This window comes from Jannaschia marina, assembly GCF_013404595.1.
Taxonomy (GTDB): Bacteria; Pseudomonadota; Alphaproteobacteria; order Rhodobacterales; family Rhodobacteraceae; genus Jannaschia; species Jannaschia marina.
This window is the reverse complement of record NZ_JABVAX010000002.1, coordinates 440339-464859: the sequence shown is the minus strand read 5'-3', so window position 1 is coordinate 464859 and position 24521 is coordinate 440339. Positions and strand designations below refer to the sequence as shown.

General features: G+C 67.2%; 26 protein-coding genes and 1 pseudogene. 15 read left to right on the top strand and 12 right to left on the bottom strand.

Features of this window, described 5'->3' with window-relative positions:
- Window positions 1-5 precede the first annotated feature (5 nt).
- The 7 genes and pseudogenes from ybeY to miaB all read right to left on the bottom strand — a co-directional run bounded on the left by ybeY (window position 6) and on the right by miaB (window position 4683).
- Entirely contained in the window at window positions 6-473 is a 468-nt protein-coding gene (gene ybeY / locus HSX43_RS06170) for an rRNA maturation RNase YbeY (RefSeq protein ID WP_179379207.1), read from the bottom strand.
- Window positions 470-820 (bottom strand): ribonuclease E inhibitor RraB, encoded by a 351-nt coding sequence (locus HSX43_RS06165; protein ID WP_179379206.1) that lies wholly within the window; start codon window positions 818-820, stop codon window positions 470-472. Before HSX43_RS06165 ends, ybeY begins: the two co-directional genes overlap by 4 nt.
- Window positions 817-1767, bottom strand: coding sequence for a PhoH family protein (locus tag HSX43_RS06160; protein WP_179379294.1), 951 nt, complete (start codon window positions 1765-1767; stop codon window positions 817-819). Before HSX43_RS06160 ends, HSX43_RS06165 begins: the two co-directional genes overlap by 4 nt.
- A 224-nt stretch (window positions 1768-1991) precedes the next feature.
- Complete coding sequence (locus HSX43_RS06155; protein WP_235962515.1) at window positions 1992-2303, bottom strand: hypothetical protein; 312 nt, start codon at window positions 2301-2303, stop codon at window positions 1992-1994.
- A gap of 16 nt (window positions 2304-2319) precedes the next feature.
- Window positions 2320-2481: pseudogene (locus tag HSX43_RS06150) on the bottom strand (OmpA family protein); the annotation flags it as partial.
- Window positions 2482-2820: 339 nt separating this feature from the next.
- Window positions 2821-3153: a hypothetical protein gene (locus HSX43_RS06145; protein ID WP_179379205.1), complete on the bottom strand. Its 333-nt coding sequence runs from the start codon at window positions 3151-3153 to the stop codon at window positions 2821-2823.
- A 207-nt stretch (window positions 3154-3360) separates the two neighbouring features.
- Window positions 3361-4683 (bottom strand): tRNA (N6-isopentenyl adenosine(37)-C2)-methylthiotransferase MiaB, encoded by a 1323-nt coding sequence (gene miaB, locus HSX43_RS06140; RefSeq protein WP_179379204.1) that lies wholly within the window; start codon window positions 4681-4683, stop codon window positions 3361-3363.
- Window positions 4684-4806: 123 nt separating this feature from the next.
- Between miaB and HSX43_RS06135 the strand changes: the two genes are divergently transcribed.
- Window positions 4807-5667, top strand: coding sequence for a hypothetical protein (locus HSX43_RS06135; RefSeq protein WP_179379203.1), 861 nt, complete (start codon window positions 4807-4809; stop codon window positions 5665-5667).
- 7 nt (window positions 5668-5674) lie between these two features.
- Here the strand turns inward: HSX43_RS06135 and HSX43_RS06130 are convergent, their stop codons facing one another.
- The 4 genes from HSX43_RS06130 to HSX43_RS06115 form a co-directional block, all read right to left on the bottom strand.
- Window positions 5675-6121 (bottom strand): nuclear transport factor 2 family protein, encoded by a 447-nt coding sequence (locus tag HSX43_RS06130; protein WP_179379202.1) that lies wholly within the window; start codon window positions 6119-6121, stop codon window positions 5675-5677.
- A gap of 98 nt (window positions 6122-6219) precedes the next feature.
- A complete protein-coding gene (locus HSX43_RS06125) occupies window positions 6220-6681 on the bottom strand; it encodes an Hsp20 family protein (RefSeq protein WP_179379201.1) in 462 nt (153 codons plus the stop codon).
- Between the two features lie 194 nt (window positions 6682-6875).
- On the bottom strand, window positions 6876-8585 hold the full coding sequence (gene metG / locus HSX43_RS06120; protein WP_179379200.1) for a methionine--tRNA ligase: 1710 nt from the start codon (window positions 8583-8585) through the stop codon (window positions 6876-6878).
- A gap of 123 nt (window positions 8586-8708) precedes the next feature.
- Entirely contained in the window at window positions 8709-9476 is a 768-nt protein-coding gene (locus tag HSX43_RS06115; RefSeq protein WP_179379199.1) for an NAD kinase, read from the bottom strand.
- A 148-nt stretch (window positions 9477-9624) separates the two neighbouring features.
- Here HSX43_RS06115 and glyA point away from each other — a divergent pair, with 148 nt between their 5' ends.
- The 6 genes from glyA (at window position 9625) to HSX43_RS06085 (ending at window position 15023) form a co-directional block, all read left to right on the top strand.
- Window positions 9625-10920, top strand: a complete 1296-nt coding sequence (gene glyA, locus HSX43_RS06110) for a serine hydroxymethyltransferase (protein WP_179379198.1) — start codon at window positions 9625-9627, stop codon at window positions 10918-10920.
- 97 nt (window positions 10921-11017) lie between these two features.
- Window positions 11018-11992 (top strand): hypothetical protein, encoded by a 975-nt coding sequence (locus tag HSX43_RS06105; RefSeq protein WP_179379197.1) that lies wholly within the window; start codon window positions 11018-11020, stop codon window positions 11990-11992.
- 56 nt (window positions 11993-12048) lie between these two features.
- Window positions 12049-12762: a CoA transferase subunit A gene (locus HSX43_RS06100; RefSeq protein ID WP_179379196.1), complete on the top strand. Its 714-nt coding sequence runs from the start codon at window positions 12049-12051 to the stop codon at window positions 12760-12762.
- A gap of 160 nt (window positions 12763-12922) precedes the next feature.
- Window positions 12923-14029 (top strand): PAS domain-containing protein, encoded by a 1107-nt coding sequence (locus HSX43_RS06095; RefSeq protein WP_235962514.1) that lies wholly within the window; start codon window positions 12923-12925, stop codon window positions 14027-14029.
- A 63-nt stretch (window positions 14030-14092) separates the two neighbouring features.
- Window positions 14093-14722 (top strand): 3-oxoacid CoA-transferase subunit B, encoded by a 630-nt coding sequence (locus tag HSX43_RS06090; protein WP_179379195.1) that lies wholly within the window; start codon window positions 14093-14095, stop codon window positions 14720-14722.
- Window positions 14723-14729: 7 nt separating this feature from the next.
- Window positions 14730-15023, top strand: coding sequence for a GNAT family N-acetyltransferase (locus HSX43_RS06085; protein WP_179379194.1), 294 nt, complete (start codon window positions 14730-14732; stop codon window positions 15021-15023).
- A gap of 75 nt (window positions 15024-15098) precedes the next feature.
- On the opposite strand, the gene HSX43_RS06080 is transcribed toward HSX43_RS06085, so the two are convergent.
- A complete protein-coding gene (locus HSX43_RS06080) occupies window positions 15099-15953 on the bottom strand; it encodes a lytic transglycosylase domain-containing protein (RefSeq protein ID WP_179379193.1) in 855 nt (284 codons plus the stop codon).
- Between the two features lie 748 nt (window positions 15954-16701).
- Between HSX43_RS06080 and HSX43_RS06075 the strand changes: the two genes are divergently transcribed.
- The 8 genes from HSX43_RS06075 (at window position 16702) to HSX43_RS06040 (ending at window position 24519) form a co-directional block, all read left to right on the top strand.
- Window positions 16702-16968 carry a Flp family type IVb pilin gene (locus HSX43_RS06075; RefSeq protein ID WP_179378759.1) on the top strand — a complete coding sequence of 89 codons (267 nt, stop codon included), beginning with the start codon at window positions 16702-16704 and terminating at the stop codon, window positions 16966-16968.
- A 95-nt stretch (window positions 16969-17063) separates the two neighbouring features.
- The gene (locus HSX43_RS06070; protein ID WP_179378758.1) at window positions 17064-17333 is read left to right on the top strand and encodes a hypothetical protein; all 270 of its coding nucleotides are present in this window, start codon (window positions 17064-17066) and stop codon (window positions 17331-17333) included.
- Window positions 17334-17453: 120 nt separating this feature from the next.
- A complete protein-coding gene (locus tag HSX43_RS06065) occupies window positions 17454-17717 on the top strand; it encodes a Flp family type IVb pilin (protein ID WP_179378757.1) in 264 nt (87 codons plus the stop codon).
- Between the two features lie 192 nt (window positions 17718-17909).
- Window positions 17910-18740 carry a Flp pilus assembly protein CpaB gene (gene cpaB / locus HSX43_RS06060; protein WP_179379192.1) on the top strand — a complete coding sequence of 277 codons (831 nt, stop codon included), beginning with the start codon at window positions 17910-17912 and terminating at the stop codon, window positions 18738-18740.
- Between the two features lie 630 nt (window positions 18741-19370).
- Window positions 19371-20735, top strand: coding sequence for a type II and III secretion system protein family protein (locus tag HSX43_RS06055; protein WP_179379191.1), 1365 nt, complete (start codon window positions 19371-19373; stop codon window positions 20733-20735).
- 1 nt (window position 20736) lies between these two features.
- Window positions 20737-21387, top strand: coding sequence for an OmpA family protein (locus HSX43_RS06050; protein ID WP_179379190.1), 651 nt, complete (start codon window positions 20737-20739; stop codon window positions 21385-21387).
- Between the two features lie 287 nt (window positions 21388-21674).
- A complete protein-coding gene (locus HSX43_RS06045) occupies window positions 21675-23045 on the top strand; it encodes an AAA family ATPase (RefSeq protein WP_179379189.1) in 1371 nt (456 codons plus the stop codon).
- A 22-nt stretch (window positions 23046-23067) separates the two neighbouring features.
- Window positions 23068-24519 (top strand): CpaF family protein, encoded by a 1452-nt coding sequence (locus HSX43_RS06040; protein WP_179379188.1) that lies wholly within the window; start codon window positions 23068-23070, stop codon window positions 24517-24519.
- Window positions 24520-24521: the final 2 nt, after the last annotated feature.

The window sequence follows — 24521 nt, the reverse complement described above, 5'->3', positions numbered from 1 at the left end:
CGTCTTCAACCCATACCAGAGGCATAGGGATCGGGGAAACCCAATCCAGCGAGGATTTGAACCTCCAGCGCTTCCATGCGCTCGGCCTCGTCGGTCTCGATGTGATCGTGACCCAGAAGGTGCAACGTGGCATGGACGAGAAGGTGCATGACATGCGCCTCGAAGGGCTTTCCCTGCTCGGCGGCTTCCCGCGCGCAGGTCTCGAAGGCGATGGCGATGTCGCCAAGCTCCGGGTCGGTGATCGGCCCGCCGGGCACGCGATCCTCCGAGGGCCACGACAGCACGTTCGTCGCCGTCGGCTTGGCCCGGAAGTCGCCGTTGAGCGCCGCGATGCGTGCGTCGTCGCACCCGAGGATCGCCACCGTGAACGGCCCGTCGAGACCCGCGAGCGCGGCGGGCACGGCGACCTGCGCAAGCCGGTCGAGGTCGGACCAGCGGTCGTCTTCGACAAGGACGTCGATCTCGTGGTTCACGTTCCCATGAACCCCCAGCCGTCGGGGTGGTAGCCGAAGCGCAGCGCGGCCTCGGTCGTGCGCCGCTCCTCCGCGTGGATACTCTCGGCCGAGAGCGCCATCACCTCCGTCTGCACCTCGATCACGTCGAGCGCATCCTCGGGATCGCCGCTCTCGCGGTCGGGTGCGTAGTGCTCCACGTCGTAGCCCCGGTCTTCGAGCCATCCCATGAACTCGACGGCATCGGCCTCCGGCCCGCCGAGAAACCGCAGGTCGAGCAAGCCCTCGGACGGCGCGCCCGGCCCCTCGGCGATCTCTCTCCAGCGGCGTTCGGTCTCGGACTTCTGGACGTCGTAGTCGACGCTCATTCCCGCTCGGCCCGCCGGGCCTCCCGTCGCGTGTCCTCGGCGTCGTAGGCGGTGATGATCTTGGCGACGAGCGGATGGCGCACCACGTCGGTCGCATCGAAGTAGTTGAAGCTGATGCCCTCGACTCCGGCCAGGATCTGCTCCGCGTCGCGCAGGCCCGACTGCACGCCGCGCGGCAGGTCGACCTGACTGCGGTCGCCGGTGATGGCCATGCGGCTCCCCTGCCCCAGACGGGTCAGGAACATCTTCATCTGCATCGTCGTCGCGTTCTGTGCCTCGTCGAGGATGACGAAAGCATTCGACAGCGTCCGCCCGCGCATGAAGGCGAGCGGCGCGATCTCGACGCGCTTCTCCTCGCGCAGCTTGGCAAGCTGCTTGCCCGGCAGGAAGTCGTTCAGCGCATCGTAGAGCGGCTGCATGTAGGGATCAACCTTCTCGTCCTGCGTGCCGGGCAGGAAGCCCAGCTTTTCGCCGGCCTCCACCGCCGGGCGGGTCAGGATGATCCGGTCGACCTCGCCGGTGATGAACTTCGACACCGCGACGGCGACGGCGACATAGGTCTTGCCCGTGCCGGCCGGGCCGATCCCGAAGGTCAGCTCGTTGTCGAGAAGCGCCTGCGTATAGGCCTTCTGCGCCTCGGTGCGAGGCTCCATCGTCTTCTTGCGGGTGCGGATCTCGAGCGCGGGGCCGGGGAACATCTCCTTCTGGTCGCCGTCGCGCGCGCCGTCCTCGGATCCGGAGCGCAGGCGGATCAGCCCGTCGATCACGCCCATGGTCACGTCCTTGCCCGCTTCGAGCCGCGCATAGAGCGCGCCGAGAACCCGCTCCGCTTCGCCGGCCGCCTCGCCATGGACGACGAGCGCGTTGCCGCGGTGGACGATCTGAACGCCCATGAGCTGCTCGATCTGGGCGAGATGGGCTCCGTTCGGGCCGACCATGTCGATCATCAGGCGGTTGTCGGGGAAATCCAGTTGGACGGCGATCTTCTCTTCCGGGTCAAGCAGGGTGGGCAAGAAGGTTTCCTTTGCACTCGGTCTCGTCAAATCGTGCCCCGGTCGGGGCCGGGTCACAAGGTCAGGTGGGGACGATCAGCGGGAATTCACCCCCAGAACGAAACGGGGCCGTGACGTTTCCGCCACGGCCCCGCCCCTTTATTCGTCGGTCCGGCGCATCATACCGGATCGTTGACGTCGGCACCGGCGCGGAACGGACCGGTCACATATTCGGGCGGCGCGGTGCTGCGGCCGCAGACATGCTTGCCGGTCCGCGGGTCGTAGCGCGCCGAGAGATAACCCTCGACGCCGTCGTCGATCAGCCAGTGCTCGCAGCCGCGCGGGTCGACCCAGATGCCGGGCGTCAGCTCCTGCAGGGAGGAGCGGCCGACGAGCTGTCCGTCGACCGTCTTGTCGCGGGAGTTGTCGGTGTCGCAGGCCACGAGCGCGGCCAGGCAGGAGGCGGCGGTGGAAAAGCGCAGGATCGTCATGTCAGTGTCCTCCCGGGCGGTTGCAGACCGGGCGGCCATGGGCCGTCACATGCGGCGTCATGAAGCCCTCGGCCCCGTCGTCCATGACCCAATGCTCGCAACCGTCGGGGTCGGTCCAGATGGTCGGGGTGTAGCGTTCCGCGAGGATCGTGCGCTCGCGCGTCGGTCCGGTCAGCACGCGGCCCGGCGTCCAGACGCCACGGCCCTGCGCGTCGCGTGTGAAAGTATAGACGTTGCCGCGCGAGTCCTCGCCCACGTCGCCCACGTTCTGCGCCGCGACCGGCAGCGCGACCATGGCAGAGGCCGCCGCAAAGACCGCGGCTTTCATTGCAATCCGAGACACCTTTCAGCCTCCCCCTTTTCGTCCGAGACAGTCAGAGCGGGGCTCGCCCGACATCGGCAGGCGATGGGCAAACGGTCGAACCTCACGTGACGGAAGACTACCAGACCTGTGGCGTCTGCAAAGGCCAAAGAACCATATCTTGGGTCATTTTTCGCAAACGCCACAAGCGGGCATTCAGCGACGGCCCCGCGGCGGGTTCTGGCGGAGGATATTGCGCATCGTCTGGCCCATGACGGCGGTGTTGCCGACGCCGGCCTCGTCGCGGCAGACGCGGCTCCCGATGGCATCCGCTTCCTCGAAGGAATAGCCCGCGGCCCTCAGGTCATCGAGGAACTCGGGCATCGCCCTGTCCCAGATGACGCCGCGGCTGAGATAGCGCGCGCATTTCACGGTGATCTGGATCGGTTGGGCCTGAAGATGGTGGTCGGCCGCGGCAGGCGCGGCGAGGAGACCCGCCCCGACGCATCCGAAAGCGACGGCGGCAAGGGCGGCAGACTTCATGAACATGGAAACTTCCCTGATTGACGGCAGGCCGCCCGCGGCCCCCACCGCCGGCACCTGCAATTACGCAACGGCACCGAGTATCGGCACCGCGCGCGAGGGTGTGAAGGGAAAGTGGCGAACTCGGTTAAAATTGTCGGACAATCCCATGCGATTGGCATGTTTTGGTGCCACAAGGGCGACAATCACCGGGGCGAGCGCCGATTGCAGCGCTCAGATCAACACCGCTTCGAGCGAATTCGTCTTCGCCGCGACGATTCGCACGCGTGCAACCTCGCCCAGAAGCGCCTCGGGTGCCTCCGCATGGACGGCCTGCAGATGCTCCGACTTGCCGACGAGCTGGCCCGGCTTGCGCCCCGCCTTCTCGAATAGGACGGTCGTCTCGCGCCCCACCATCGCGTCCTGCGCGGCCCGCTGCTGATCGGTGATGAGCGCCTGAAGCCGGTGCAGCCGCTCGACGGCGACGTCCATCGGCACATCGGGCTTCTCGGCGGCGGGCGTGCCGGGCCGCGCGGAGTAGCGGAAGGAATAGGCGGCGGCGTAGCCGACACGCCGCACGAGCGCCATGGTCGCCTCGAAATCCTCCTCCATCTCGCCCGGGAAGCCGACGATGAAATCGCCCGACAGAGCCAAATCCGGGCGCAGGGCGCGCAGCCGGTCGATGATCGCGACGTAGTCCTCGGCGGTGTGCTTGCGGTTCATCGCCTTCAGGATGCGGTCGCTCCCGGATTGGACCGGCAGGTGCAGGTAGGGCATGAGCTTCGCGCAGGTGCCGTGGGCCTCGATCAGGTCGTCGGTCATGTCGTTCGGATGCGAGGTGGTGAAGCGGATCCGCTCCAGCCCCTCGATCCCGTCGAGCGCCCAGATCAGATCGGCAAGCGACCAGGTGCGCCCGTCGGGCCCCTCCCCGTGGTAGCCGTTCACGTTCTGCCCGAGCAGCGTGATCTCCTTGACGCCACGGGCCACCAGATCGCGCGCCTCGCGCAAGAGCCGCTCGACCGGCCGGCTCACCTCCGCACCGCGGGTATAGGGCACTACGCAGAAGGCGCAGAACTTGTCGCACCCCTCTTGCACCGTCAGGAAGGCCGTCGGCCGGGCCGTGGGCGTCCGCAGTTTCGGCAGGTGATCGAACTTGTCCTCTTCCGGCATGTCGGTGTCGAGCGCCTTCTCACCGGCCTCCACCCGCTCCATCATCGCCGGCAGGCGGTGATAGGTCTGCGGCCCGACCACGAGGTCGACCATGGGTTGCCGCGCCATGATCTCCGCGCCCTCGGCCTGCGCCACGCAGCCCGCGACCCCGATCTTGAGATCCGGCTTCGCCTCCCGCAGGGGCTTCAGACGGCCCAGGTCGGAATAGACCTTCTCGGCCGCCTTCTCCCGGATGTGGCAAGTATTGAGGAGGATCATGTCCGCCTCTTCCGGACAGTCCGTCATCTCGTACCCCTGCCCGCCCATGGCCTCGGCCATGCGCTCGCTGTCGTAGACATTCATCTGACAGCCATAGGTCTTTATATGCAGCTTCTTCGGCGCAGGCATGACGGATCCCCGGTCTCAATGCGTGGCGGCAATACCGCAGGCCCGCCGCCGCCGCAACGCGCCGCCGGTTGCGGGGCGCGCGACTTTGCGGGACAGTGCCGCCAAACGGCAGGCAGGCACCCGATGGACTTCTCATCCCTGGAGGATCTTCGCGCCAGGGCCGGCACCCTCGGCAAGGGGCCGGCGCTGATGATCCTCTGCGAGGACGGAACCGAGATCGAAAGCACGATCGCGCACCATCGCGACGCGGGTTTCGGCCAGATCGTTCTCGCGGTCGCGCCCGGCATCGCGCTGCCCTCAGATCTGCCCGAGGGCGTGCATCGCCTGAGCCTCGACCGGCGGCCCGACGACCTCGCCTCGACCTGTGTCAACGCCCTGATCGACGGGCGCCCCGCCGGAGCCTGGACCGGCTACGTCTACAACGCCGAATACCTCTACCATCCCTTCGCCGAAAGCCGCCGCATCGGCGAGGCGCTGCACTTCTGCACCGAGGAGCGCCGCGACGCCGTGCTGACCTTCGTGGTCGACCTCTATGCCCGCACGCTCGCTAAGGGCTGCAACGCCGTCGACACCAATGATGCCTGGATGGACGAGGCCGGCTACTTCGCGCTCGCCCGCTGGGGCACGGATGGCCCGGCCGAGCGGCAGCTCGACTTCTTCGGCGGCCTGCGCTGGCGCTTCGAGGAGCACATCCCCTGGGAACGGCGGCGCATCGACCGCGTGGCTCTCTTCCGCGTGCGCAGAGACTTGCGGCTCCTGCCCGATCACCGTCTCTCGATCGAGGAGATGAACACCTACGCCTGCCCCTGGCACCATTCCATGACTGCGGCCATCGCGTCCTTCCGGGCGGCCAAGGCGCTTGCCACGAACCCCGGCTCGCGCGCGGCGATCGACAGCCTCCACTGGGACGGCTCGATCCCCTTCGAATGGCGCGCGCAGCAGTTGATGGACCTCGGGCTGATGGAGCCGGGGCAGTGGTTCTAGGCCGCGATCAGACCCCGACGCGCGCGCCGAGCAGCACGGCGTTCAGACCGGCTTTGCCGGGCGCGGCATACTGGCTCGACACGATACGCCATCCGGCGTCCGTCTTCCTGAGGATGGAAAGCACCGGGTAGGCCTCCTGCACCAGGAGCGGCCCGCTGAGCAGGCGACTGACGTGGGTCGACTGGATGGTCCTGTCGTCGACGAAGATCGCATCGGCGCAGTGCCGCGCCATGTCCGTCACGTTGAGGCGCTTGTAGTGCGCGCGCACCGCCTCGAAGGTGTCGCGCAGCTCCGTCCGAGTGGTCAGGACCCGGCTGCCGTCGAAGGTGCCGATCCGCTGCGGCAATGCGAAATAGGCGGCGAACTCGTCGAAATCGCCGCGCAGCATAGCGTCCCCCGTCGCCGACAGGAGGCGTTCGGAAATCCGTCTCGCGGAGGGCGCGGGTTCGGTCATGGGTCGAGCGTATGGCACCGCGCACTTCGGTCAGGCAAGCGAAACGCGCGCCCCGTGTCGGGCGCGCGCCGCTCCGTCACCGGAAGCCCGGTCTCGGGTCAGGCCTCGACGGCATCCGGAGTTCCCGTCAGCGCCGGACGCGCCGTCGCGATCTCGATGCGACGGGGCTTGAGCGCCTCGGGAACCTGCCGCTGCAATTCGATGTGCAGCATGCCGTCCGCATGGGTCGCGCCGGTCACATGGACATGGTCGGCCAGCTGGAACGACTTCTCGAAGGCGCGGGTCGCGATACCGCGATGCAGGTAGGTCGGGGTCTCGTCGCTCTCGGCCTTGCGCGCGGTCACGACAAGCTGGTTCTCACGCGCCTCGATCGACAGTTCGGCCTCGGTGAAGCCGGCGACGGCGATGGAGATGCGATAGTCGTTCTCGCCCAGCTTCTCGATGTTGTAGGGCGGATAGCCAGTCGCCGTATCGGCGGCCATCGCGCGGTCGAGAAGGTTGGCCATCCGGTCGAAGCCGACGGTGGCGCGGTAGAGCGGGGTGAAATCATAGGTACGCATGGTGCATCCTTTTCAAAGCGATACGATTTTGCTGTCGCCCCGTCCGACGCCGGACCGGGGCCATCTTCCCGTCGAACCCGACTGCGGCGTCCGACACACTAGACGTGGGAAGTCATCGCATCCCTTTCAAGGGGGATACGATCGACGCGTAAGCATCGGATTCGAAATGAAAACCTAGATTCGGCGCTTGGCCATCACTCCCGCTTTCCGGCGAAGCGCGTCGCCCATTCCTCGCGCTGCGCGTCGGTGATCTTAGAAAAGAGCACCTCTGGCACCTCGAAGGCGTGACCGGGGGCGAGGACAGCCAGAGCCGCGCTCACGTCGTCGGGCCAGCCGTCATCCTCCGTGCCCATGGCGCGCAGCATCGCGGCCGCCGCATCGGGGATGAACGGTCGGGAGAGCACCGCATAGAGCCGGATGAGGTTCAGCGCGAGGCGGATCTGCATCGCCGCGTGCTCCGGCTCCGTCTTGAAGGTCGACCAGGGGGCCGCGTCCTGCAGGTATTCGTTCCCCGCGACCCAGAGCGCCCGAAGCGCACCCGCCGCCTTGCGGATCTCGATCGCGTCCATGTGGCGCTCGTAAGTCGCAAGCCCCTCGGAGAGCCGCGCGATCAGCGCCGCCTCCGGCGCACCCGGCGTCCCGCCCTCGGGCACGGTCTCGCCGAACTTCGAGCGGCAGAACTTCGTCACACGGCTCACGAAATTGCCCAGCACATCGGCCAGATCCTTGTTCACGTCGGTCTGGAAGGCCTCCCAGGTGAACTCCGTATCGCTGCTCTCTGGGGCCCGGCTCAGAAGCCACCAGCGCCAGTAATCCGACGGCAGCACGTCGAGCGCCTGGTCCATGAAGACGCCCCGCCCGCGCGAGGTGGAAAACTGGCCACCGTCGTAGTTCAGATAGTTGAGCGACTTCAGGTAGTCGACCGTCTTCCAGGGCTCGCCCGACCCGAGGAGCGTCGCCGGAAAGCTCAGCGTATGGAAGGGCACGTTGTCCTTGCCCATAAACTGCACGTAGCGCACGTCGTCCGCGCCCTTGTCGGTGCGCCACCAGCGCTCCCAGTCGCCGCCCGTCGCATCGGCCCATTCGGCCGTGCCGGCGATGTACTCGATGGGCGCGTCGAACCAGACGTAGAAGACCTTGCCCTCCATCCCGGGCCACGGCGCGTCGCCCTTCCTCACCGGAATGCCCCAGTCGAGGTCGCGAGTGATGCCCCGGTCCTGCAGCCCGTCGCCGTCGTGCAGCCACTTCTTGGCGATCGACGTCGTCAGGACGGGCCAGCCCTCCTGGCTGTCGATCCACTGGTCAAGCCGGTCCTTCAGTTGCGACTGCCGCAGGAAGAGGTGCTTCGTCTCACGCACTTCGAGGTCGGTCGCGCCCGAGACGGTCGAGCGCGGCTCGATGAGATCGGTCGGGTCGAGGAGCTTGCCGCAGTTGTCGCATTGATCGCCCCGCGCGTCCTCGAAGCCGCAATTCGGGCAGGTGCCCTCGATGTAGCGGTCCGGCAGGAAGCGTCCGTCGGCAACCGAGTAGACCTGCTCGGAGGTGCGCTCGTCGATGAGCCCCGCCGCGTCCAGCCTGCCCGCGAAATGCTGCGTCAGCCGATGGTTCTGCGGCGAGGAGGAGCGGCCGAAATGATCGAACGACAAACGGAAGCCGTCGGCGAGATCCTTCTGCACCTGCCACATCTCGGCGCAATACTCCGCCACCGGCTTGCCCGCCTTCGCCGCCGCCAGTTCCGCCGGCGTCCCATGCTCGTCGGTCGCGCAGATGAACATCACCTCATGGCCCCGCGCCCGGCAGTAGCGCGCATAGAGATCCGCCGGCAGCTGGCTGCCGACGAGGTTCCCGAGGTGCTTGATCCCGTTGATGTAGGGAATGGCCGAAGTGATGAGCGTGCGGGGCATGGGTGTCTCCAGAGGTCGACGCGTTCTAGGCCCCCGCCCCCGCCCCCGCAAGCCGCGCTGGCCCCATCTTCCTGCCGCAAATACTCCGGGGAGCGCGAGGGGCAGCGCCCCCCGTCCGTCGCCTCAGGTGAACTGCTCGCGCAGCAGCCGCTCCTCGAGCCCGTGGCCCGGATCGAAGAGCAGTCGGTGCGCGATGCTCGCGTCGCTCTCGATCTCGACGGCGACCACGTCGCGCACCGAGTTGCCGTCGGCCTCCGCCATCATCGGCCGCTTCTCGGGGTGCAGCACGTCGAAGCGCACGCGCGCCGCCCTAGGCAGGATCGCCCCGCGCCAGCGCCGTGGCCGGAAGGCGGACATCGCGGTCAAGGCAAGGACGCCGGAGCCGATCGGCAGAATGGGCCCGTGCGCCGAGTAGTTGTAGGCGGTCGACCCGGCGGGCGTGGCCAGGAGCGCGCCGTCGCAGACGAGCTCCTCCATCCGCACCTTGTCGTCGACCGAGATGCGCAGGCGCGCGGCTTGCGGTCCGGCGCGCAGGAGCGAGACCTCGTTGATGGCGAGCGCCTCGACCACCTCGCCGTTGGCGCGCGTCGCCGCCATCCGCAGGGGGTTCGTCACCGCCTCCTCGGCCCTGGCGAGCCGCGCCGTCAGACCGGTCTCGCGATAGTCGTTCATCAGGAAGCCGACGGTGCCCCGGTTCATCCCGTAGACCGGCGCGTCGATCGCCATGGTCGCGTGCAGCGTCTCGAGCATGAAGCCATCGCCTCCGAGCGCGACGATCACCTCCGCCGCCTCGACGGGCGTCTGCCCATACCGCTCGGTCAGCCGCGCGAGCGCGTCGCGGGCCTCGGGCGTGTCGGAGGCGACGAAGGCGATGGGTCTGGCGCGCGGCATGGGCTCCCCGGGGTTTGGAACAGGGTTGGCGCGCGCCGATCGGAAACACAAGGTCGCGCCTGCACGACGCTGCGCCGTTTTGGTCGCTTTCAAACCGGGCTCCATCGGCGTATGAGGCCGCGACGGATCCCAGATCGGAGTGCCAGCCATGAACGCCCCCCACCGCGACCCGAACTTCTTCTCCGCCACGCTCGGCGACACCGACCCCGAGATCGCCGAGGCCACCCGGCTCGAGCTCGGCCGGCAGCGCGACGAGATCGAACTCATCGCCTCGGAAAACATCGTCAGCCGCGCCGTCATGGAGGCGCAGGGCGGCGTGATGACCAACAAATATGCCGAGGGCTACCCGGGCCGGCGCTACTACGGCGGCTGTCAATATGTTGATATCGCGGAAAACCTCGCCATCGACCGCGCGAAGCAGCTGTTCGGCTGCGGCTTTGCCAACGTGCAGCCGAACTCCGGCTCCCAGGCCAACCAGGGCGTCTTTACCGCACTCCTGCAGCCCGGCGACACGATCCTCGGCATGTCGCTCGACGCAGGCGGCCACCTGACCCATGGTGCCCGGCCGAACCAGTCGGGGAAGTGGTTCAACGCGATCCAATACGGCGTGCGCAAGCAGGACCTGACGCTCGACTACGACGCCGTGCAGGAGCTGGCGACCGAGCATCAGCCGAAGATGATCATCGCCGGCGGCTCGGCGATCCCTCGGGTCATCGACTTCGCCAGGATGCGCGAGATCGCGGACAGTGTTGGTGCCTATCTCCTTGTGGACATGGCACATTTCGCCGGCCTCGTGGCCTCGGGCCACTACCCGTCGCCCTTCCCGCACGCCCATGTCGCCACGACGACTACGCACAAGACGTTGCGCGGGCCGCGGGGCGGGATGATCCTGACCGATGACGAAGCGATCGCGAAGAAGGTCAACTCGGCGATCTTCCCCGGCATTCAGGGCGGGCCTCTGATGCATGTGATCGCCGCGAAGGCCGTGGCCTTCGGCGAGGCGCTGCGGCCCGGCTTCAAGGATTATCAAGCGCAAGTCATTGAAAATGCGAAAGCCCTTGCCGACCAGCTGATTAAGGGCGGGCTCGATATCGTGACCGGTGGGACGGACACGCATCTGATGCTCGTGGATCTGCGTCCCAAGGGTGTGAAGGGCAATGCGACCGAGGACGCCCTGGGGCGCGCGCATATCACCTGCAACAAGAACGGCATTCCCTTCGACGACGAAAAACCCACCATCACCAGTGGGATACGCCTGGGCACGCCGGCGGGCACGACGCGGGGGTTCGCCGAGCCGGAGTTCCGCGCGATCGCGGATCTGATCGTGGAAGTCGTTGACGGGCTTGCGGAAAACGGGGCCGAGGGCAATTCCGAGGTGGAGGCCGCGGTGCGCACGAAGGTGAAGGATCTCTGCGACCGCTTCCCGATCTATCCCGACCTCTGATCCGGGGGCGGAGCGGCGGATTTGGACGTTTTGTACAAACCCGCAGGGCGCGATTGAACGTTTTGTACAGACCCGCGGGCGACGCTAGGCTCCGGCGATGGACCGGATCGCCCCCGCCCTTCTGACCCGCGCCGCGGCGATCCTCTCGCTCGGCGCGGTCCTCGTGGTGCCGTCGGAGGTCTGGTTCTACCCCGTCCACCTCGGACCCGATTTCGCGATGGCGGTCGTGCTCTACGGGCTGCTCGGCTGGACGATGGTGGCGCTCCTGTCGGTGACGGGTCGCCGGGACGCGGGCGGCTGGTGGATCGGCGCGGGCATCTTCGGATTGCTGGCCGAGGGCCTCGTCGTCGGGGAGCTCTATACCGCGCTCCCGATCTCGATCCTCTGGACGCCGCTGGCCTGGCACATGCTGGTCACGGTCGGTCTCTGCCTCGGCGCACTCCGGTGGGCCATGGCGCGGGGAGCCGGCGCGACGCTGCTGCTCTCGGCCGCATTCGGGCTCGGGTTCGGTCTCTGGAACGGCTGGATGTGGTCGGTGCGCGAGACGGAGACGGGCGCGATGGCGTTCGACTGGGCCACAGTCGCTCCCTTCGCGGTGCAATGCGCCGTCGGCTGGGTTCTCTTCGCGGCGGGACACCGGGGCTGGGACCGCCTTGCAGGGCGGGTTGCGGCGCTCGACCTGCGCGTCGATCTCGCCATTCTCCTCGGCCTTGCAACGCTGCTCTGGGCGACGACCTGGGCGGTCGCGGCCTTTCCGGCCGCGCTGGTGCTGCCCTGTCTCGTCGGCGCGAGTCTGCTGGCGCTGCGGGGCACGCCGGCCGGCGCGCCGCGGCGGATGGAAGCGGTGCCGGGGCGGCGCATCCTTCTGACCTCGGCCCTTCCGCTGCTGGCGGTCGCGGGCTTCGCCGTCTTCACGCAGGCCCGCATCCCGCTGGAAATCAACGCGCTTGCCATCTTCACGCTCGGCCCCACAGCGCTGTGGCTTTGGGGACGGGCCATGCTGCACGGTCTGATCCACCGGCAACCGGCGGAGCGCCGTCAGTCCAAACCCTTGGAGCGAAACGGAGATTGAAAGCCCGTCGGGTTCCGCGTAGCCTTCCCGCGACACAGCGACATCCGGGGGATTGCATGAAGAAGGTTTACGGATCGGCGGCCGAGGCGCTCGACGGTCTCCTGCAGGACGGAATGCTCATCGCGGCCGGCGGCTTCGGCCTCTGCGGGATCCCGGAATTGCTGCTCGAGGCGATCAAGGAGGCCGGGACGAAGGATCTCACCTTCGCGTCGAATAACGCCGGCGTGGACGACTTCGGTATCGGCATCCTGCTTCAGACGCGGCAGGTGAGGAAGATGATCTCCTCCTACGTCGGCGAGAACGCGGAGTTCATGCGCCAGTATCTCTCGGGCGAGCTGGAGCTGGAGTTCAACCCGCAGGGCACGCTCGCGGAGCGGATGCGCGCCGGCGGCTGCGGCATCCCCGGCTTCTATACCAAGACGGGCGTGGGCACCGTCATCGCCGAGGGCAAGGAACACAAGGATTTTCCCACCGGCCCGGACGGCGCGGAGGAGACCTACATCATGGAGGCGGGCATCTTCGCCGACCTGTCGATCGTCAAGGCCTGGAAGGCGGACGAGACCGGCAATCTCGTCTTCCGCAAGACCGCGCGCAACTTCAACCCGCCGGCGGCGATGTGCGGCAAGGTCTGCGTGGCCGAAGTGGAGGAGATCGTGCCGACCGGATCGCTCGATCCGGATGGCATTCACCTGCCGGGGATCTATGTTCATCGGTTGATCCAGGGAGAGCACGAGAAACGGATCGAACAGCGGACGGTGCGCGCCGCCTGATATGCGCCCCCGACCGCACGCTTGAACCCGGTCCGGCCGCGCGCCGGGACGGGTCGCGCTAGGCCAGAGACGTCGGCACCGGGATCGGGACCCGGAGGACCGGCCCGGCCGCGCCGCGCTGACGAGTAGTCTGCATGTCCCGCGGTCCGGGGAGGGCGACATGACGAACGACCACGACGACAAACTGCCGGAAACGAACCCCCTGCCAGGGGATGCCGGGCGACCCGCCGTGCGCGGCCCCACGGAGGGGGTAAAGCGCAAGCTGGCGGCCGTGATGGGCGAGGAGGATGCGATCGCGGGCTTCAGCCGCGTAAAGGTGGCGATGGTGCTGACCGACCCACGGGCCGAGGACAACCCGATCGTCTACGTCAATTCCGCCTTCGAGCGGACAACGGGCTATGCCCGTTCCGCGGTGATCGGGCGCAACTGCCGCTTCCTGCAGGGCGAGGACACGCGCAAGGCCGACGTCGACGACATCCGCGCCGCCATCGAGGCGGGGCGCGACATCAGCGTCGACATCCGCAACTACCGCGCCGACGGGCGTCCCTTCACCAACCGGCTCATCATCGCGCCCATCACCGACGGCGACGGCGAGGTGATGTATTTCCTCGGCATCCAGAAGGAACTCTACGAAAGCGAACGCGAGGAGGCCTCGGTCAACGCGCTTCTGGGTGCGATCCGCTCGCGGGTGCAGGAGGATCTTTCGATGGTCCTCAAGAGCATCAGCGAAGGCAGCGCCGACGGCGAGCCGCTGGCCTTCGAGGCGATGTCGCGGCGGCTCGAATGCCTGCAGCTCGTCTACGAGGCGATGCAGCTGTCGGAGGCGCAGGGATCGCTCCGGGGCGGCATCGACCTCGGGGCGCTCATCAGCCGGGTCGCGGCGGGTATCGCCCACGAGGAGGGCCGGCCCGGCATCCGCTACCAGCAGTCGATCGAGGGGGCCGAGGTCAACCTCGAGGCGGCGGTGCGGGTGTCTCTGCTGCTATCGGAACTGCTCTTCAACGCCTTCCACCATGCCTTCGACCGTCTGGAGGAGGGGTTGATCGAACTTCGGGTGACGCGGCTCGCGGCCGGCGGGCTGCGCCTCGTGGTGACCGACGACGGGGTCGGAATGCTCCCGAACGCGCCCTTCCCCGACCTGGCCACGATGGGCGGGCGGCTCATCTCCACGCTGGCCGACGGGCTCGACGCGACCATCACGCCGGTGCGCGGCGCGGCCGGGACCGTGGTGATGCTCGACGTGCCCGCGGGGATCGCCGACGCCTGACTTTACGTCCGGCGCAAAGTGGCGCAGGACTCGGGCCGAGATTTGAGACAGCGAGGACGAGACATGCCCTGGGACCGCAATCAGATGGCCGCGCGCGCCGCGCAAGAGCTGCAGGACGGCTGGTACGTGAACCTCGGCATCGGGATCCCGACGCTGGTGTCGAACCACATCCCCGAGGGCATCGAGGTGACGCTGCAATCCGAGAACGGGATGCTCGGCATGGGCCCCTTCCCGATCGAGGGCGAAGAGGACGCGGATCTCATCAACGCGGGCAAGCAGACGATCACCGAGCTGCCGAAGACCGCCTATTTCGACAGCGCGCAGAGCTTCGGCATGATCCGCGGCGGCAAGATCGCCATGGCGATCCTGGGCGCGATGGAAGTGGCCGAGAACGGCGACCTGGCGAACTGGATGATCCCCGGCAAGCTGGTCAAGGGGATGGGCGGCGCGATGGACCTGGTGGCCGGCGTGGGCCGTGTGGTGGTGGTGATGGATCATGCCAACAAGCACGGGCAGTCGAAGGTTCTGAAGGAATGCACGCTGCCGCTGACGGGTCAGGGCGTGGTCGACCGGATCATCACGAACCTCGGCGTGCTCGACGTGGTCGAGGGCGGCCTGAGGATCGTGGAACTGGCCGAGGGCGTGAGCGAGGCGGAGCTGCGGGATCTGACCGAGGCCACGCTGGTCGCGTGAGCACCGCATGAGCGACCTGCCGGGCGAGATCGCCCGCGAGGACGGCGGGAGCGGGGGCCGCTGGATCTACCGCGAGGGCGGTGTGGAGGCGGAGATGACCTATTCCCGCCTCGGCGCGACGCAGATCATCGTGGACCACACCGGCGTGCCCGACGCCTTCCGCGGACGGGGCGTGGGCCTGGCCCTCGCCGAGCGGATGGTGGCGGACATGCGGGCCGAGGGGACGCGCGTCGTCGCCCTCTGCCCCTTCGTGAAGGCCCAGGCGCGGCGTCACCCCGCGTGGGCGGACGTCATCGCCTGACCGACGCCCTGCGCCGCCGGGGGTTTCGCACCCCCGGATCCCCGTGGCGTGTTTCGCGCCGGAGGAATGGCGGGATCAGGAATCTGTCAAGGTCGGATTGAAGACGCAGCCGTCGCCCGGCAACACCGGCGGCGTGAGGCACATCTGGCGCGCGACGTTCCAGGCGGCGAGAACCTTCGGCACGTAGGCCCGCGTTTCGGCATAGGGCGGAACGCCGCCGTTGCGCCGCACGGCCCCTTCGCCCGCGTTGTAGCCTGCGAGAGCCAGCACGGGATCGTTGCCGAACTCGCCCATCAGCCAGTCGAGATAGGCGATGCCGCCCTGGATGTTCTGCGCCGGATCGTTTGCGTCGGAGACGCCGAACCGCTCTGCGGTGGCGGGGATGAGCTGCATCAGCCCCTGCGCGCCCTTGTTCGACACCGCGGTGACGCGCCCGCCCGACTCGACCGAGATGAGCGCGAGGACCAGCGCGGGCGAGACCCGCGTACCGACGGAACGCGCGAGGATCTCGGGGCCGTGGAGCTTGGCGATGGCCTGGAGCTGAGCGAGCGAGGGCGCGCGCACGCCACTGCCCTCGGGCGGACGGGCCGCGACCTGCGCGGCCTTGGTGAAACGACCCGGCGTCGCCTCGATACTGGGCGAGACGGCGGACCAGAACCAGGCCTGATGGTTGCTGCGCCCACCGCGCGGCTCCGACGGCGCGGTACGGGCGCTGGCGAGCTGCGGGGCCTCGGGAGCGGCGGGCCGCGGCGCGCGCGACGGCGATTGCTGCTCCTCGAAATCCTCGGGCGTGATCTGGACGGTGATCCGGCTCGCCGTGCCGCTCGCGGGCGGGCGCACGCGCTTGAAGGTGAACTCCGCGCTGGCCGGTGCGACCGGCAGCGTGAGCGAGAGCGCGATGGCGACCGCGGGGATGAGAAAGGCTTTCATGTCTGACTGCTCTGCCGTTTCGGCCTGGTTTTGCCCGAAGATGCCATATGGCCCTCCACCTGTCATGGCGGGCCCGCGCGGAAGTGGCCCGGCTGTGACATATGCCACGCGTCGGCCCCTGTTCGGCCCCCTTGCGCCGTCGCGATGCCCTCGCCCGGCCGGCTTCGTGTTGCCAAAGACGCGTTAATTTCCTGTGAAATCGGGATTGTCCGCAATTTGAACCAAATGCGACACGATCTTGCCGCAATTGCCCCGCATACCCGTCTCATCCGCTGAACGGGCGATGGCAGACCGCCCGGACGACGGATCAAAAAGAAGCACCGGGACACTCGGGCAGGAAACGTGACGATCGAGCAGCCCCACCCTCCGTTGGCAGGCGGAGCGGACAAGAGGAAAACGTCACCAAGCTTCCATCGGATCTTCCGAGGGACAGAGGGTCGTGCTGGCAGGCGCGGCCCTCGCTTCTTTCAGGCGACGGGGTTCAGAGGCGATCAAAGGCGAGTCGGTCAGGGCACGCTCTATGGGGCCGGATCCTCGGCATTTGACTCGAAATCTTCCGATCACGCGCCGGATCGCGTTTTAAATCAGTGCCTTGGGGAAAAATCACCTTTCTTTGACCCGCGTATTTCCCCTGACTCGTCCCCAACGCGTCTCATTCCCGCCCCGTTTGCCCGTCAGAACGGCTTCATCGAAAGGGCGAGACGGCCTGACGAGACAACTGAACGTGAACTTACCAAGGACTGAACCAATGCTGAACTCCATCAACACCTTCATCAACGACGAATCCGGTGCCGTGACGGTCGACTGGGTTGTCCTGACCGCCGCGCTCGTGGGCCTCGGCCTCGCCGTCATGTCGGTCGTTTCCGGCGGCATCCAGAACCTCTCGGGCGACATCGGCCAGACGCTGGCCAACCAGGCCCCGGGTGCAGACGCCTTCAACGGCAACGCGACGTTCACTGCGAACAGCTCGACCTATACGGTCGGCACCGCCCCCTCGCACGGCTCCAACAACTAAGTCGGCGCTCCCCATATCAATCGGCCCGTGCTCCGGCACGGGTCGAGCAAACCCTTCGGCCGCGCAGTCAACGGCCCAGTTCAAGGAAGAAGACCATGATCATCAACAACATCAACGCCTTCATCAACGACGAATCCGGTGCCGTGACGGTCGACTGGGTGGTCCTGACCGCCGCCCTCGTGGGCCTCGGCCTCGCCGTCATGTCGGTCGTCTCGGGTGGTATCCAGAACCTTTCAGGCGACATCGGCCAGACCCTCGCCAACCAGGCCCCGGGTGCGGATGTCTTCAACGGCAACGCGACGTTTACCGCGAACAGCTCGACCTATACGGTCGGCACCGCCCCCTCGCACGGCTCCAACAACTAAGTCCGCAACGCGGATATCTGATCCGGGGCCCCCGCGTCCTGCGCGGGGGCCCGCCAATCCCGATACCGTAATAGGTCAGCCTGGATCCGACGGATCCACCTTTAACGAGGAACTCCTCCCATGCTGCGCACCATCAACGCCTTCATCAACGACGAATCCGGTGCCGTGACGGTCGACTGGGTCGTCCTGACCGCCGCTCTCGTAGGCCTCGGCCTCGCCGTCATGTCGGTCGTCTCGGGCGGCATCCAGAACCTCTCTGGCGACGTCGGCCAAACTCTCGCCAACCAGGATCCGGTCGCGAGTCCTTTCCCGTCGAGCGCCACCTTTACCGCGAACAGCTCGACCTACACCGAGGGCACCGCCGCGACCGGCGTCAACCGCTGATCCGACAGCGATCCACGCTTCAAGCGCCCAGGTCCCGGACCGGGCGCTTTTTGCGTTTCGAGCACGGCTTAACCCATCGTTAGGACAGCCATGGGATAACCCATGCCGGTCCATGGAATTGCCGCAATCGGGCGTCAGACCGGAAACGATCGCCCGTGCGACGCGGGCCGTGGTTTAACAAGGAAGAAACAGATGCGCCTCATCTTCGGCCTCTTGCTTCTGGTCGGCCTGGGCCTGGCCGGATTCGCCGTCAACACCGCCAAGGGGCGGTTCGACCAGTACCAGAACGCTCTCGCCCGCACCCAGGAAGCCGTCGTTCCCGTGCGCGACGTCTTCGTCGTAAAGCGCCCGATGCGCTACGGTGATGTGTTGACGCCCGACGACGTCCGCGCCGTGGCCTGGCCTGCCGACGCGGTGCCGGCCGGTGCCTTCGACACGCTCGACGCGATCTTTCCGTCCGAGGAGGAAGGAAACCGCACCGTGCTGCGCGCGATGGAGCGCGACGAACCCGTACTGCTCGTCAAGGTGACCCGCCCCGGACAGGAAGCCGGTATCGCGGCTGCGCTGACGCCGGGGATGCGGGCGTTCACGCTGCAGGTCAATGTGAATTCCGGCGTGTCGGGGTTCCTTCGTCCGGGCGACCGTGTCGACGTCTACTGGACCGGCGGTGGTGGCCAGGGCGGGGTGACCCGTCTGATCCATGCGAATCTTCCGCTGATCGCGATCGACCAGCAGACCGATACGGAACGCAATGCCCCGACGATCGCGCGCAACATCACCGTGGAAGTGACGCCGGCCGTGGTCGCGAAACTCGCACAGGCACAGGCGACGGGCAGATTGACGCTGGCCCTTGTCGGTGTGCGGGACGAGTCCGAGTCGGAGGCCGTCGAGGCGACGCTGGCAGAGATTCTCGGTCCGCAGGAGGAAGCGCCGGTCGTCGAGCAGGAGCGTACCTGCTCCGTGCGCACCCGCCGTGGTGCCGAAGTGGTCCGGATGCCGGTTCCCTGCCCCGAGCAGGGCTGAACTCCATCGCGCCGCCGGCCGCGCGGCTCTGGATGTCGCGATGCCACGCTTGACCTCGATCAACAATGTGCGCCTTCACCGCGAAGGCGCGCATTGCCGTTTCCGGTAGGTGATGGATCGCTGGTTAGTCTCGTCGCGTCCCTCTGGAACACACTTGCTTGGCGGGCAGCTGGCTACATCTCGCGAGCATCTTCGCGACGGTGACAAGAGACGGGACATCCGCGCTCGAACTGGACACTGTTCTCCAAGATGCCGCATGAGGTCGTGCCGTCGCCGGCCGATCGGGCTGCGCACCGCGCTCGGAACCGGCGGCCGGGCGCGCTCCGATGGATGATCCAAACGATCCCAAGTTGAATGTCGCGCGACGTACGTGGGTGCGGTCACTTCTGCGGATCAATCGCCCGATCCGGGCCAGGGAAGAGGATCGCAACCACCTCGAAACAGCGTTTGAGATCCCATTCCGAACACAGCCGAATGTGTCCCAAAAGGGGCAAACTGTGTCAAAACTGCCGGTTATCTGCGTCATCGGAGGGGGATTCGTTGCAAAAAACGGCGTCTGTGCAATCATGATCGCGATGCGGGCAGAAGATCCGCCGTTTGTTGAGCAGAGTGATCAGAGAGGCAGGTCACATGAAAATTCGCACGATCCTTCGGGCTGCGTTGCTCGGGTTTCTGATTTCCGGAACGCCCGCCGCTGACGCCTACGCCCAGACCCTGCGCCTGAGCGAGGGCCGGACCCAGGGGGCCCTGCGCGTGCCCCTCAACCGGGCCATCGTCCTTGAGTCGGACGTCCCCTTCGCCGAGCTATCGGTCGCCAACCCGCAAATCGCGGACATCGCCACGCTGTCGGAGCGCACCGTCTACGTGCTGGGCAAGCTGCCCGGGCGCACGACGCTGACGCTTCTGGGCCCCGACGGCCGGCTCATCACCAACGTCGAGGTGCAGGTGACCCCCGATGTCGCCGAGTTCAAGGAGCGTCTGAACGAGCTCCTGCCCGGCGAGCACATCGAAGTCCGCACCGCGAACGACGGCATCGTCCTGTCGGGCATCGTCTCCTCGGTCCAGAAACTGGACCAGGCGCTCGAGATCGCCGAACGCTACGCACCGGAGCGGGTGCTGAACCTGATGGTCGTCGGCGGCACCCAGCAGGTGCAGCTCAAGGTGCGCTTCGCCGAGATGTCGCGTACTGTGTCCAAGCAGCTCGGCGCATCGCTGAGCGGCAACGCCACCGATGGCAGCTTCACCGGCACGACCGGGACGGTCGCCAACAGCACCGGACAGCTCGACGTCAGCTTCGGCGTGGGCTCGGTCAACTTCGACCTCATGCTTCAGGCCCTCGAGGAGCGTGGAGTCGTCCGCACGCTCTCCGAGCCGAACCTCACCGCCCTGTCGGGCCAGGTCGCGGGCTTCCTCGCCGGCAGCGAGATCCCGATCCCCGTCATCGACGACGAAGGCAACGTGGGCGTCGACTTCCGCGAGATCGGCGTGGTGCTGAACTTCACGCCGACGGTCGTGGACGACGACATCATCAACCTCGTTCTCGAGAGCCAGGTCTCCTCGATCGACACGGGCGCGGACGCGACCGACATCGGGGGCGCGCTTGTCCCCGCGATCAACACGCGCCGCGCCGCCACGACGGTGGAACTGCGCGACGGGCAGAGCTTCGCGATCGCCGGCATCCTGCAGGACGACTTCTCGGACAACATCAATCAGGTTCCCCTCCTCGGCGATCTGCCCGTGCTCGGCGCGCTCTTCCGGTCCGCCGGCTACCAGCGGCGGCAGACGGAGCTCGTCATCATCGTGACGGCGCATCTGGTGCAGCCGACATCGGGCACGCTCTCGGTTCCGACCGACCGCATCCGCCCGCCGAGCGAGAACGAGCTCTTCCTCTACGGCCGCAACGTCGGCAGCGCGACGAGCACCCGCGCCTCCTCTCGCGGGGGCGATGCCGCCGCGCAGGATTTCTCGGGCAATTATGGTTACGTGCTGGAGTGATATGATGAAGACGAACGCTATCACCCGCCGCCTGATGCTGACCGGCCTCGCCGCCGGTGGACTGACGGCCTGCACCGGGGCCCGCTTCAACCGCGAGGCCGGGGCCGGCATCGACGAGGGCGGCTTCGGCGACCCGACCATGCGCAACATGCTGGTGATGAACGGCGAGGCCCCGGCCCTGTCGCATCTGGGCGCACGGTTCGCGGCCGAGGTGCCGACGACGATCAACTTCGCCTTCAACAGCGACCGCCTCGACGCCACGGCGCGCGCCGTGCTCGACCAGCAGGCCGAGTTCATGCGTGCCTTCCCCGAGGTCCGCTTCAGCGTCTTCGGCCATACCGACAAGGTCGGCTCGAACGCCTACAACCAGTCGCTCGGTCGCCGGCGCGCCCGCGCCGCGGTCGCCTATCTCGGACAGCGCGGCGTCTCGCGCGGCCGGCTCGATGCCCTTGTCAGCTTCGGCGAGACGCGCCCCCTCGTGCCGACGCAGTCGCGCGAACGCGCGAACCGTCGCACCGTGACCGAGGTTTCGGGTTTCGTCGCCGACAACCCGCTGGTTCTGGACGGAAAATACGGCCAGATCATCTACCGCAACTACACGTCGAGCGGCAGCACACGACTGACCATCGGAACGGAGGGCGGGGGCGGCTGAACCGCGCCGGAGCCGGTATTCGGAGGGCCCTGCGGCGAACGCGGGGCCCTTTTTCGTTGCGCGGGGCCCGCGGCTCGAATCCGCGTGCGCATCGTCGGTCGGGTCGAGTTGAGACAAGTTTTGGTGCCGATGTTTCCAATAATTTCATCTTTCCGGTCCAATTGTTGCCTGAATTCCCCGGCACAACGGTGGGGACGCGGGTGGCATCTTGTCCCCGCAGCGGCCCGTTCCGGTGCCTGGTAACGATGGCCCCCGGTCGGGTCATAGATAATGTGTGGTGATGTCCTATGGCGAGTAACCTGGCCCTTCTCCCCGAGCCCGAACCGCTCCGCGCGGTCACGGTCTCGCGTGACGTGCAGGAATTCGACCTGCTGATCGAGGACATGGAAACCGAACTCGGCGAGGCCTGGGGCGACCTCGACTTTGCCGAAGCCACCGCCTTCCTGCGCCAGGACGAGGCCGAGGCGCTGGAATTCATCGTCATCGCCGTCGATGGCGAAGACGAGCCCCGGCTTCAGGTCATCTCTGACGTCATCCGCCAGGCCAAACGCGCCGGGCTCAAGGTGATCCTGGTGGCCGACGGCCTCGGCCCCATGCCGCTGCACGAGCTGCTGCGTGCCGGGGCCGACGATTTCGCGCCCTATCCCCTGCCCGAAGCCGCCCTCTCCGAGGCCGTGGCCCGCATCCGCACGACGGGCGGGGCGGACGGTGCCGACATGATGAAGCGCGCGGGCACCGACATCGTGGACGCGGTGCAGGACGCCCCGGAGGAGGCGGCCCCGCTCCCCGTACCGGCCACGCCGACCGGCGGCGGCCGCAGCGACGGCAAGGGTGCGATCTTCGCCGTGCAATCCGCCGCGGGCGGCGACGGCTCGACCACCCTGACGGTCAATCTCGCCTGGGAGCTGGCGAATGCCTCGAAGCACGATGCCCCGCGCGTCTGCGTGATCGACTTCGGGCTGCAGTTCGGCTCGGTGGCGACGTATCTCGATCTGGCGCGCAAGCCGATGATCCTAGAGATCCTCTCGGATGTCGCGTCGATGGACGAGCAGGCCTTTCGCCAGGCGCTGCGCAGCTACAAGGAGAAGATCAGCGTCTTCACCTCGCCGCCCGAGATCCTGCCGCTCGACCTGATCGGACCGGAGGACGTGACCGGGCTTCTGTCGCTCGCCCGCGATTGCTTCGATATCGTCATCGTCGACATGCCGAACACGATCACCGGTTGGACGGACACCGTGCTGAGCGAGAGCGACCTCTACTTCGTCGTCTGCGGGCTGGAGGTACGGTCGGCGCAGAATGCGATGCGTTTCCAGAAGCTTCTGCAATCGGAGGGCCTGCCCGTCGAGCGGATGGCCTTCGTGCTCAACCGCGGCCCCGGCAAGATGGACATGACCGGCAAGTCGCGCGTGGAGAAGATGGCCGAGAGCCTCGACGTGAAGTTCCACGCCGTGCTGCCCGACGGCGGCAAGCAGGTGACCGAGATCAACGATCAGGCGGCCCCGCTGAGCACGCTCGCGCCGCGCAACCCGCTCGCCAAGGAAATCCAGAAGCTGGCCGGCAGCCTGCTCGACGCGCGCGAGGCGATCGCGACGGGCACGGCGCTCGAGTCGAAGAAGAAACCCGCCAAGAAGGCGATCTTCGGCCTGAAGTTCGGCTGAACGACCGCGAGGAACCGAGCAAATGTTCTCACGCTACAAGAAGCCGCAGATCGACGGGGCGAAACCGATCGGCGCACCGCAGGCCGCGCCGACCGAGGCCCAGGCCGCACCGGCCGCCGCGGCCCCGGCCTCCGCCCCTGCCCCGAAGCCGAAGCCGGCACCGAAGCCCGCCGCGCCCGAGGCCTCCGACAAGGATCTCAAGCGCCGAGAGCGCATCGAGGAGCTGAAGACCGAGATGCACCATCGGTTGCTCGACAACCTCAATCTCTCGGCGATCGAGAAGGCCGATCCGACCGCCTTGCGCAGCGAGATCGTGTCGATCACCTCCGAGGAGCTTTCGGAACTGGGCGTCGTCCTCGGCCGCGAGGACCGCGACACGCTGAACTCCGAACTCTTCGACGAGGTGATGGGCCTCGGCCCCCTGGAACCGCTCCTGAAGGACGAGAGCGTCAACGACATCCTCGTCAACGGCCCCCATTCGATCTTCATCGAACGGGCGGGCAAGCTGCAGAAGTCCGAGATCCGCTTCAAGGACGAGAAGCATCTGATGCGGATCATCGACAAGATCGTCTCGGCCGTGGGCCGGCGCGTCGATGAATCGAACCCCTACGTCGACGCCCGCCTGAAGGACGGCTCGCGCTTCAACGCCATGGTCCCCCCGGTCGCCGTCGACGGCTCGCTCGTCTCGATCCGCAAGTTCAAGAAGGAGAAGCTCTCGGTCGACGACCTCGTGAACTTCGGGGCCTTCACCGAGGAGATGGCGACCTATCTTCAGGCCGCCGTCGCCTGCCGCCTGAACGTCATCGTCTCGGGCGGAACGGGTTCGGGCAAGACGACGACGCTCAACGCCCTGTCGTCCTTCATCGGCAACGCCGAGCGCGTGCTGACGATCGAGGATACCGCCGAACTCCAGCTCCAGCAGGATCACGTGGGCCGGATGGAAAGCCGCCCGCCCAACGTGGAAGGCAAGGGGGCCGTCACCCAGCGCGACTGTCTGAGGAACGCGCTGCGGATGCGTCCCGACCGCATCATCGTGGGCGAGACGCGCGGGGAGGAAGTCATCGACATGCTCCAGGCCATGAACACCGGCCACGACGGTTCGATGACGACGATTCACGCCAACAACGCCCGCGACGGCATCTCGCGCCTCGAGAACATGGTCGCCATGGCCGGCATCGAGATGCCGCTGAAGGCCGTGCGGGCCCAGATCTCCTCGGCCGTGAACCTCATCGTGCAGGCGTCGCGTCTTCAGGACGGCTCGCGTCGCATGGTTTCGATCACCGAGGTCACGGGGATGGAGGGCGAGGTCATCACCCTGCAGGAAATCTTCCGCTACGAGCGTCTCGGCCTCGAACAGGACGGCAAGATCATCGGTCGTTTCACCGGCACCGGCATCCGCAGCCATTATTCCGACCGCTTCAAGGCCTGGGGCTACGACCTGCCGGCCTCGATCTACGAACCCGCGGGAGTCTGACG

What these genes read in the sequence shown, in the direction of transcription:
- HSX43_RS06165 (WP_179379206.1), bottom strand. Translation starts at nt 820, where the DNA reads ATGAGCGTCGACTACGACGTCCAGAAGTCCGAGACCGAACGCCGCTGG.
- HSX43_RS06160 (WP_179379294.1), bottom strand. Translation starts at nt 1,767, where the DNA reads ATGATCGACATGGTCGGCCCGAACGGAGCCCATCTCGCCCAGATCGAG.
- HSX43_RS06155 (WP_235962515.1), bottom strand. Translation starts at nt 2,303, where the DNA reads ATGACGATCCTGCGCTTTTCCACCGCCGCCTCCTGCCTGGCCGCGCTC.
- HSX43_RS06145 (WP_179379205.1), bottom strand. Translation starts at nt 3,153, where the DNA reads ATGTTCATGAAGTCTGCCGCCCTTGCCGCCGTCGCTTTCGGATGCGTC.
- miaB (WP_179379204.1), bottom strand. Translation starts at nt 4,683, where the DNA reads ATGCCTGCGCCGAAGAAGCTGCATATAAAGACCTATGGCTGTCAGATG.
- HSX43_RS06135 (WP_179379203.1), top strand. Translation starts at nt 4,807, where the DNA reads ATGGACTTCTCATCCCTGGAGGATCTTCGCGCCAGGGCCGGCACCCTC.
- HSX43_RS06130 (WP_179379202.1), bottom strand. Translation starts at nt 6,121, where the DNA reads ATGACCGAACCCGCGCCCTCCGCGAGACGGATTTCCGAACGCCTCCTG.
- HSX43_RS06125 (WP_179379201.1), bottom strand. Translation starts at nt 6,681, where the DNA reads ATGCGTACCTATGATTTCACCCCGCTCTACCGCGCCACCGTCGGCTTC.
- metG (WP_179379200.1), bottom strand. Translation starts at nt 8,585, where the DNA reads ATGCCCCGCACGCTCATCACTTCGGCCATTCCCTACATCAACGGGATC.
- HSX43_RS06115 (WP_179379199.1), bottom strand. Translation starts at nt 9,476, where the DNA reads ATGCCGCGCGCCAGACCCATCGCCTTCGTCGCCTCCGACACGCCCGAG.
- glyA (WP_179379198.1), top strand. Translation starts at nt 9,625, where the DNA reads ATGAACGCCCCCCACCGCGACCCGAACTTCTTCTCCGCCACGCTCGGC.
- HSX43_RS06105 (WP_179379197.1), top strand. Translation starts at nt 11,018, where the DNA reads ATGGACCGGATCGCCCCCGCCCTTCTGACCCGCGCCGCGGCGATCCTC.
- HSX43_RS06100 (WP_179379196.1), top strand. Translation starts at nt 12,049, where the DNA reads ATGAAGAAGGTTTACGGATCGGCGGCCGAGGCGCTCGACGGTCTCCTG.
- HSX43_RS06095 (WP_235962514.1), top strand. Translation starts at nt 12,923, where the DNA reads ATGACGAACGACCACGACGACAAACTGCCGGAAACGAACCCCCTGCCA.
- HSX43_RS06090 (WP_179379195.1), top strand. Translation starts at nt 14,093, where the DNA reads ATGCCCTGGGACCGCAATCAGATGGCCGCGCGCGCCGCGCAAGAGCTG.
- HSX43_RS06085 (WP_179379194.1), top strand. Translation starts at nt 14,730, where the DNA reads ATGAGCGACCTGCCGGGCGAGATCGCCCGCGAGGACGGCGGGAGCGGG.
- HSX43_RS06080 (WP_179379193.1), bottom strand. Translation starts at nt 15,953, where the DNA reads ATGAAAGCCTTTCTCATCCCCGCGGTCGCCATCGCGCTCTCGCTCACG.
- HSX43_RS06075 (WP_179378759.1), top strand. Translation starts at nt 16,702, where the DNA reads ATGCTGAACTCCATCAACACCTTCATCAACGACGAATCCGGTGCCGTG.
- HSX43_RS06070 (WP_179378758.1), top strand. Translation starts at nt 17,064, where the DNA reads ATGATCATCAACAACATCAACGCCTTCATCAACGACGAATCCGGTGCC.
- HSX43_RS06065 (WP_179378757.1), top strand. Translation starts at nt 17,454, where the DNA reads ATGCTGCGCACCATCAACGCCTTCATCAACGACGAATCCGGTGCCGTG.
- cpaB (WP_179379192.1), top strand. Translation starts at nt 17,910, where the DNA reads ATGCGCCTCATCTTCGGCCTCTTGCTTCTGGTCGGCCTGGGCCTGGCC.
- HSX43_RS06055 (WP_179379191.1), top strand. Translation starts at nt 19,371, where the DNA reads ATGAAAATTCGCACGATCCTTCGGGCTGCGTTGCTCGGGTTTCTGATT.
- HSX43_RS06050 (WP_179379190.1), top strand. Translation starts at nt 20,737, where the DNA reads ATGATGAAGACGAACGCTATCACCCGCCGCCTGATGCTGACCGGCCTC.
- HSX43_RS06045 (WP_179379189.1), top strand. Translation starts at nt 21,675, where the DNA reads ATGGCGAGTAACCTGGCCCTTCTCCCCGAGCCCGAACCGCTCCGCGCG.
- HSX43_RS06040 (WP_179379188.1), top strand. Translation starts at nt 23,068, where the DNA reads ATGTTCTCACGCTACAAGAAGCCGCAGATCGACGGGGCGAAACCGATC.